This is a genomic window from Neisseria sp. P0019.S003, assembly GCF_051957115.1.
GTDB classification, from domain to species: Bacteria; Pseudomonadota; Gammaproteobacteria; order Burkholderiales; family Neisseriaceae; genus Neisseria; species Neisseria flavescens_D.
The window spans coordinates 1-682 of record NZ_JBQCWT010000026.1; the positions used below are offsets into that span (position 1 = coordinate 1).

Consider the following 682-nt stretch of genomic DNA (forward strand, 5'->3'; position numbering starts at 1 on the left):
CGAACACAGCCTCATCACCCGCATCGATTTCAACCTGTTTTGCCGTTTTGACGAACTGAGCATCCCCGATTACAGCACCTTATGCCGCTACCGCAACTGGCTGGCGCAAGACGACACCCTGTCCGAACTGCTAAAACTGATTAACTGCCAACTGGCCGAAAAAGGCCTAAAAGTAGAGAAAGTATACGCCGCCGTCATTAACACCACCATTATTCAGACCGCCGGCAGCAAACAGCGCCAGGCCATAGAAGTCGATGAAGAAGGACAAGTCAGCGGCCAAACCACACCGAGTAAAGACAGCGATGCCCGTTGGATAAAGAAAAACGACCTCTACAAACTCGGTTACAAACAACATACCCGTACCGATGGGGAAGGCTATATCGAGAAACTGCACATTACCCCCGCCAATGCCCATGAGTGCAAACACCTGTCGCCTTTGTTGGAAGGTCTGCCCGAAGGTACGACCGTCTATGCCGACAAAGGCTATGACAGTGAGGAAAACCGGCAACATCTGGAAGAGCATCAGTTGTTGGACGGTATTATGCGCAAAGCCCACCGCAAACATCCGCTGTCGGAAGCACAAACCAAACGTAACCGATATTTGTCGAAGACCCGTTATGTGGTCGAACAAAGCTTCGGTACGCTGCACCGTAAATTCCGCTACGCCCAGGCAGCCTATTTC

At 51.5% G+C, this 682-nt stretch carries 1 protein-coding gene; it reads left to right on the forward strand.

The genetic code is table 11. From position 1 onward, the window contains the following. On the forward strand, nt 1-682 hold a 682-nt coding region (locus ACTHTS_RS10890; protein WP_440370040.1), incomplete at both ends, for an IS5 family transposase.